Below are 8,280 nucleotides of genomic sequence, written 5' to 3' on the forward strand. Positions count from 1 at the left end.
CAGCACTATTATCACCGTATCCAATGCTCCCAGCATTCTGTGAAGCTGGGCCTCCAGACTGCTGGTATAGCTGATACTTAACGCAGCCGGATGCTTCAGGATTTCATTTCCCACCTCAGATTCTGATTCTTTGTACTCCTCTTTTACCGTGAACACAGTTGCAGAATAGTTCGGCTTCTCCCCGAAGGTCTGTTCATAGACATTTCCTGTCATATAAATATAATGTCCCATGTAATTCTCTGTCACTGCTGCGATCTTTGTCTCATAATTTTTCCCATCCTTTGTGATGGTCATGGTGTCCCCCACTTTCAGTCCTGTCAGGGTTGCCGTCTTCTCACTGATCACTGTACCTGCATCTGTCAGCTTATACTTCTCTTTTGTCTTTCTGTCCTGAAGTGTTACATCCTTATTAAAGGTCCCAAGATTCTCAGGCACATAAACATATACGCTGATATTGGATTTATTTCTGGGAACACTCATCTTGGTAAACTGGACATGAGTATATCTCTCAATCTGACTGTTATTTTTCAAAAACTCATCCAGCTCCTGTCTCTCCTTATCCGTTGCCTCCTCATCATCAATGATCGTTCCTGTATAATGCTGAAGCTCCTGATACTGCCGTCTGGCAATATCCATAATGGAATCCCTGAGTCCAAAACCTACCAGCATCAGCGCCATACTTCCCGAAATACCGAAAATCGTCATAAAGAAACGTTTTTTATATCGGAAAAGATTTCTCAGTGTAGATTTCCATGTAAAATTCAGATGCTTCCAGAAAAGCGGGATCCGTTCCAGCAGGATTCTCTTACCCTCCTTAGGAGCAGGAGGACGCATCAGTGATGCCGGGGTTTCCGCCAGTGCCCTGTAACAGGAGAAAATGGTGGCTCCGACGGTACACACAGTTGCCGCACCTGCTGCTATCATTGCAAATTTAAACTCATAACGGATCTGGATATTGTTCATCATGCCCTTGTACATAATGCCATACCCATTAATAATAACCAAAGGCAGGATCTTCTCTCCGATCAGAATTCCCAGAATACTGCCTCCCACAGTGGCAAGAAAGGCATACAGCAGATATTTGGATGCAATCGCATACTTTCCGTATCCCAGAGCCTTCATTGTACCGATCTGGGTTCTCTGTTCTTCCACCATTCGTGTCATGGTAGTCAGACTTACCAGTGCAGCCACCAGGAAAAAGATAACAGGGAAAACCTGTCCGATACTTCTCATTCTGTCTGCATTATCCCCATAATCTGAATATTCCGGCAGATCATTGCGGTCCGTTACCATCCATTCCGGCATACTGATATCATCGATCTCATCCTGGGCATCCTGAATCTTCTTCTCACCGTCTGCGATTTCTTTCTCTGCATCCCTCTTGCCGTCTTCGTATTCTTTTTTACCTTCTTCCAGATCCTTCTCAGCTTTCTTGATGTCCTTTCTGGAATCCTTCAGCTTCTGTTCGTTCTCTGAGATTTCCTTCTCTCCATCCCTCAGCTTCTGTTCATTGTCGGCAATCTCTTTCTCGCCGGAAGCAAGCTTCCCTTCATTCTCCCGGATCTGTGCTTCTCCTGAAGCAAGTTCTGCCTCTTTCTCCTCTAACTGAGCCTGGCTGGAATTTAGTTTTGCTTTTGCAGCATCGATCTGTTCCTGTGCTGACTCAAGCTGGGCTTCTTTTTCCTGAATCTCTTTTCTGGCAGGCTCCAGCTTCTTCTCCTGAGCCTTCACCTCTTTCCATCCTGCATCAATCTTTGCCTGAGCATCGGGAAGTGCAGCCTCCTGTTGGTTTAATTCCGCTTCCTTTGTATCAAGCTGGACAAGTCCGCTCTCCACCTGGCTTAAACCACTCTCCAGTTCACTTCTCGCTGCTGCGATCTGGTTTCTGGATGCTTCCAGCTGGGCAGCCTGACTGTCCACCTGCTCCTGATAAGCGGAAACCTGTGCTGCCAGAGCCGCCAGGTCTTCCTCGGAATATGTGCCTGAAGCTTGTGCCTGCTCATACTGCTCCTGCAACGCGGCAAGCTGACTTCTGGCACTCTCTAACTGGGCCTCTCCTTCGGAAAGCTGTGCCTCCTGCTGCTCAATCTGGGCAAGTCCCTGATTGCAGCTTTCCTTTTTGGCATTTAAGTCCTGTCTGGTTGCTGCAATCTGCTCTCTGCCTGACTGAATCTGCGCCTTGCCATTGTCAAGCTCCTGCTGGCTCTGGGTAAGCTGCGCCTTTGCATCTGCAATCTGCTTCTCACCGGCGCTTAACTGATTCTTGCCATCCTCAAGCTGTGCTTTTCCATCATCAAGCTTTGCCTGGTTCTCTGAAACCTCCGCCCATCCTGCATTCAGCTGTTCCTTTGCAGATGCAATCTGCTCTCTGCCACTGGCAATCTGCTCTTTCGCACTGGCAAGCTGGGATCTGCCATCCTCTAACTCCTTCTTTGCATCTGCAAGCCGGGCTTTTCCGTCCTCCAGCTCCTTTCTGGCATCTGCAAGCTTTTTCTTGCCATCCTTATATTCCTTCTTGCCGTCTTTTAACTTCTTTTCGCCGTCTTCCAGTTCCTGTCTGGCATCTGCAAGCTTCTCATCAGCCTCCTTCTTTCCATCTTCAAGTTCCTGCCTGGCATCTGCAAGCTTCTCATTGGCTTCCTCTACAATCTCATCATATCTGACCTGACACCATTCTGCCTCAATCCCCTCCACTTGCTCCTGCACTCTCTCTATCAGGGAATCATAAGCATCTGTATAGCTGATCAGATCCTGTGCCCCATGAGCCTGCACATAGATCTGCGTATACACTTCCTGGTCAAAATCCTCAGGGAGCACATAGGCAAATCCATTAACCTCACCGGAACCCAAAGTGGAATTTCCGCGATTATAGGATATGTAGAGAGGACTCTCTCCTAAACCTACAACTGTGTAATCTGTCTTTTTCAGCAGTTCGCTGTCTCCGCCCTCTTTCAGGGTAATCTGATCACCCACCTTATATCCATTGCTCTCAGCAAAAATACAGTCAAGGAAAATCTCTCCGCTTTTTTCCGGAGCTTTTCCCTCTGTCACTGAGATCCGGTTCATGGTTTGATCCACAGCTTCCACATGAAGTACCTTCTGCTTCTCGCCTTCTCCACACATTACATCTGTACCATAGGCGCCCTCTGCATTCTCTACTCCGTCCACCTTCCTGATGGCAGCTACATCATCCTCCGTCAGTCCCAGAGATCCCACTACTTTGATATCCATAAGATTGGTTTCATCATAATAGGCATCACCTGAGAAGCGCATATCCGGTGACGACGCCTGTATTCCGGAAAAGAATGCAACTCCCAAAGCAACGATCATAAATATGGAAATAAACCTGGCCTTACTTTTGCGTATCTCCATCCAGAAATCTTTATGCATTGCTTTCATATTCATCACCTACCATTCAATCTCCTCTATGGGTGTAGGATGGTCATTCATCGTCATCCTGGAAACCTTTCCGTTCTTGATCTTGATCACACGGTCTGCCATAGGCGTCAGCGCCGAGTTATGGGTAATGACGATCACTGTCATTCCACGCTCCCTGCACATATCCTGCAACAGCTTCAGGATTGCCTTACCAGTCTGGTAGTCCAGTGCACCTGTAGGCTCATCACACAACAACAGCTTGGGATTCTTCGCCAGTGCCCTGGCAATGGAAACTCTCTGCTGCTCACCACCGGAAAGCTGTGCCGGGAAATTGGTCAGTCTGTCCTTCAGTCCCACTTCCTCCAGAACCTCCCTGGCATCCAGCGGATTTTTACAGATCTGCAATGCCAGTTCTACGTTCTCCAGCGCTGTAAGATTAGGCACCAGATTATAGAACTGGAATACAAATCCAATATCATTTCTCCGATAGCCGGTAAGCTGCCTGCTGTTATACCTGGCAATATTCCTGCCATCCACCAGAACCTCTCCGCTGGTAGCCTGATCCATACCCCCAAGAATATTCAGCACTGTTGTCTTGCCCGCACCGCTGGGACCAACGATCACTACGAACTCTCCCTTGGCAATCTCAAAGCTGATCTCATCCACTGCAACGATCTTTACTTCTTTGGTTCCATATATCTTGGAAACCTTATCCAGTTTTACATATGCATCTGTCATCTCGCTCATCCGCATTTCCCCTGTAATTTTATTTTTGCTACACCGGTAATTTTATTTTGTTACAATTATTAACGATTCTTTTGACCCCGATTTATTTCTGTATTCATTTACAGGCAGGTCAAATTCTGACCTGCCTGGTAGTCTTAATGGTTATATTTATTGTAACACATTATACCTGTAATTAAAAATAAAATATTCATAAAAAATCCAGATACTTCAAAACCGCCTGATCATCTCAGGCGGTTCATCATTTTGACTATTCACAGCACATGCCCCTTTCTTCTTAATTGTATGTACCAGAACATCTTATATCTTCTTTACCCGTTATTATTTTACATTAAGCTGATGACGAAAATATAAAAGTGGGACTAAACATACATCATCTGACCTCGAATCTTTATTTTTATTCTTACCTGATTTCCGCATGAAAGAAAAAAATCATGCTCATATACACACTTATGGTTTACAAATCACCAAAAGCAGCATCTTTATATAGTGAATTTGCAAATTCAAAAAATTTAAAGGAGGCAAAAATTATGCCAGGAACATTTAACGGAACAACTTTAACTATTTCAGCTACCCCCGTAGACGGTGCACTGATTCCCGATAAAAGTGCAACAAATGTAGCGGGAATTGCCATTGTGGGGTCAGATATGTATTGCGTAAAGACAACCGGTCTTAAAACTACATTACTCAAAACGACTGACTACATGGCAACAAAAGCAACTGCCGTAAAAAAAGATCTGAACTGGTTCGCTCTGGGACTTACCAAAATTGGAAATTATCTGTATATGCTTGCAGAAGACCATAAAGGTTACGGCGGTTCTACAACCATCGTAAAACTGGATACCAAAGGCAATCAGCTCGGTACGTACAGTATCAATGAAATTTGTCCAAAAGGCGCATTAGGTATCACTGCTGCTGACGGAACTAACGAGAAATTTATCATTATGCATTACGCTGACAAGAGCAATGCTGGGACATTAGCTTTCAGTGTTGTAGACTGGAAGGCTGCTGAAGCAGCAAGTACATTCACAGTTACTAACTCAGGTTTTGGTTATACCACACGGCTTCAGGATATTTACTATCACACTTCATTTGGATTATTTATCCTGACAAATAACACTTTTTCAACACTTCAGAACCGTATTCTGGTAGTTGATTATCATCTTACTGATGATAAAGGTAAAAAATACACTCCATGTTCGGTCATCAATGTAAATAAAACAGGTGAATATAAGCAGTACAACCTTGAATCAATCTGTATGAAAGCCAATCACCTTGTGCTTGCATCCAATGTTATAACATCTGATGGAACCGCAGAAGATAAATTCTCTGTGCTGGAAGGCATTACCTACTCCGGTAAAACCTATACTTTTGCATGCGGTTTTAAAGCAGGAGCCCGTGTACCTACCAAAGTAGATCCCAACTATGAAACAACTAATCTGGGATGTGTATCCTTTAACGGAAACAATACTCCATATTTTATAAAACAAAGTCAAGATAAAGTCGCTGTTCTTGGCTACTGTAAAAATTATATGAATACAAGCGCAGGTGTATCTCACTTTAAAACATTCACTGACGGTTTATTAGGTCATGCCAACGGTATGAGCTGTTTTAACGGAAAATTCTTTGTTGTCGCAGGAAATAACAAAGTGGTTGCTATCAGCAGTAACAAAGAGGATGAGGAAATAACATATACAGTAACTCCCAACGATAACGATAAATCATTTGCTCTTAAAGCAATTAATTATTTTTATGAGGCAAATACAGCTTTATTATTGTCCGTTGTTGACGGAACATTAAAGCTCTATAAATGTACATTTGAAAATGAAAAAAATGTAAAAGCCACTTATCTTTGTACACTGGTAAACGCCGGTCAGCCTACATCCCAGGATATTTTCTATCACAATAAATTAGGGCTTTTTGTCGGAACCAGTAATCCACATACTGTAAGTGGAGTAACGACTAAAATCACAACAAAAAACACCTTGCTTCATTATAATCTGAAAAAACTTGATGATAGCAAACTTTTATATCCGGATTTCGGATTTGTTACAGATATTCCTGCTAAAGATGCTCAGGGCCGCACATATAACAGTTTTGAACTGGAATCAGTGGCTCTGGATCAAAATAATAAATTAATCGCTGTGTGCAATGTCAATGTCAAAGATGCTACCCACACCAGTGGTTTAGCATCCACTGACGGCTTCTTTCAGTATAATACGCTTGAATTTATTACAGCTTGATTTCGCTACATCAATAACAGCATAAATTTCCATTATAAAAAGCAGGCAGTTTTTCGCCTGCTTTTTATAATTCCAATTTTCTATTTAACAACAACTTTTTTATTATCTGACCATACGCCAAACTGTTTAATACCATTCAACAACATATATGCATGCGCTTTCAAATAGTAAACTCCCGGTTTTATATTTTTAAAAGTAACTGTATTTTTCTTTTGATTTTTTAATACAATATTTTCTCCTGAATCTGCATTCTTAAGTACGCAATCAAACCCATCACTGTATTTTAAATTTCCAAACTGTGCGGTTACTGTTTTCTTTTTCCCGGTAATTTTTATTAATTTTATATTATCTTTATTTAGTTTAACAGGAGGCATACGCATTTCATTAGACCACCTGCTATAACTTTTTTTACCATTTTGAACAGTATAAGAACGGACTCTGGCAAATCCCATAGTCGGCACTTTTTTTAATATACAGGTTGTGTTTGCAGAATTTTTATTAGCTAATACCTTAGTACCATCATATATTTGATATTGATATCCATCTGCATTCTTTACTTTTCCGCTCAAATCAATTGTAACATAGATTTGTTTGTTTACTATATCTGAATCAACAGATTTTATATACGGACGATTTGTTTCTGGTTTTGAAGCAGTTCCCTCACTTACAAAAGGAATACCATTCATCTTACAGTAATAGTATGCATATGAATTTTTCTTTCCATGAACTGTTAGAGAATCACAATTTATGAACGCCTCAGCACCTATCTCAGTAACTGTTTCAGGTATATATAACGTTTTCAGTTTTCGACAGTCAGCAAATGCAAAAAAATCTATACTTTGAAGATTTTGGGGAAGTTTAACACTCGTCAGTTCACCGCAGTATATAAATGCACTTTGTCCAATTTTTTTCACATTATCAGAAAGTATTACCCTTTTAAGCTTTGGACATGTGCTAAAGGCAAAAACTGGAACAGTATCTACTGAAGCCATCCACTCTACTTCTTCTATGTTCAAATTATCTTCAAAACAAAATTTTTCTACTTTAGAAACCGAAGGAAGAAGCATTATCTTCTTATAATCTCCAGTTGGGTATTCTCCATACACACGGCTCTCTGAAATTTTCAACTGTTCATACTTATTTTTACTTTCAATGGTTATCTGTGATTTCATAGCAGCTTCTGCTGAGACAGATGCAGAAATTGCTACACACGTTAAAGCAATCAACAATATTTTCTTTACTTTCTTTGACTTCATAGAATCTCCTCCAATCAATAATATTCATCTATTATCATAATATATCACTAACTATAAAAGATCCTGTATTTCTGGTATTAAAAGTATTCTAATGACCCCGAACCAAAATGCAAATTTAAATTAATCTCCACAGTTTTGCAGCAACATATGTTCGCCTGTAGTCTGAAAGCCTTTTGTTTAGCAGCTGCCTTAATTTCCAGCCTGGAATAGCCCTAAAAGCATCTCGGGCTGGAAATTTACATGTTATTGGCACCTTGAATCTGTGCTTCAGTCATACACATATCATGTTCTTTCGCAAATTTAAGAGTTGCCTTTAACCCTTTGGTTTTTTCTCCTTTCAAACCTTCGAATGCTACTTTTACATCTATCATGTAGCAGTATTCTAAAAATCTTTTCAATGCCTTTTCCTTCTGGCTGTTCTTAAATAATAATTCCCATACAGACATCATATCTTCATGATAGAGAAGAATAATGATATCTCCATACCTGACTGCAAAATAGTATTCCGTTAACATTTGATCACGCCTCTTCAGATTTACTGTGCAGGTACTGCATGATTTCTTCATAGCTCCGTCCACTCTGTGCTATAGCATCCAATAACTTTTTCTGGCGAAGTGCATCCCTCTTATCCAATAAATCTTTTAATGTTGCTGCCGCAG

The 8,280-nt window shown here is 41.3% G+C and carries 5 protein-coding genes; 1 reads left to right on the forward strand and 4 read right to left on the reverse strand.

Translation table 11 applies throughout. The annotated features are described in order from the left end of the window. Both AC075J_RS02170 and AC075J_RS02175 read right to left on the reverse strand, forming a co-directional pair. Positions 1–3,405: FtsX-like permease family protein (locus tag AC075J_RS02170; RefSeq protein ID WP_476389920.1), on the reverse strand; the 3,405-nt coding region annotated here is incomplete at its 3' end. A 3-nt stretch (positions 3,406–3,408) separates the two neighbouring features. Next, positions 3,409–4,125, reverse strand: a complete 717-nt coding sequence (locus AC075J_RS02175; protein WP_022381281.1) for an ABC transporter ATP-binding protein — start codon at positions 4,123–4,125, stop codon at positions 3,409–3,411. A 527-nt stretch (positions 4,126–4,652) separates the two neighbouring features. On the opposite strand from AC075J_RS02175, the gene AC075J_RS02180 reads away from it, so the two are divergent. Next, a complete protein-coding gene (locus AC075J_RS02180) occupies positions 4,653–6,365 on the forward strand; it encodes a hypothetical protein (RefSeq protein WP_025579942.1) in 1,713 nt (570 codons plus the stop codon). Between the two features lie 80 nt (positions 6,366–6,445). On the opposite strand, the gene AC075J_RS02185 is transcribed toward AC075J_RS02180, so the two are convergent. After that, positions 6,446–7,621: a leucine-rich repeat domain-containing protein gene (locus AC075J_RS02185; RefSeq protein ID WP_476389919.1), complete on the reverse strand. Its 1,176-nt coding sequence runs from the start codon at positions 7,619–7,621 to the stop codon at positions 6,446–6,448. Between the two features lie 236 nt (positions 7,622–7,857). Further along, on the reverse strand, positions 7,858–8,136 hold the full coding sequence (locus tag AC075J_RS02190) for a hypothetical protein (protein WP_022381278.1): 279 nt from the start codon (positions 8,134–8,136) through the stop codon (positions 7,858–7,860). Positions 8,137–8,280: the final 144 nt, after the last annotated feature.

The sequence above is a fragment of the Blautia sp. ZXY-1-C6 genome (genome assembly GCF_056339875.1).

Coding starts and splice junctions, on each gene's coding strand:
- AC075J_RS02175 (WP_022381281.1), bottom strand. CDS start 4,125: ATGAGCGAGATGACAGATGCATATGTAAAACTGGATAAGGTTTCCAAG.
- AC075J_RS02180 (WP_025579942.1), top strand. CDS start 4,653: ATGCCAGGAACATTTAACGGAACAACTTTAACTATTTCAGCTACCCCC.
- AC075J_RS02185 (WP_476389919.1), bottom strand. CDS start 7,621: ATGAAGTCAAAGAAAGTAAAGAAAATATTGTTGATTGCTTTAACGTGT.
- AC075J_RS02190 (WP_022381278.1), bottom strand. CDS start 8,136: ATGTTAACGGAATACTATTTTGCAGTCAGGTATGGAGATATCATTATT.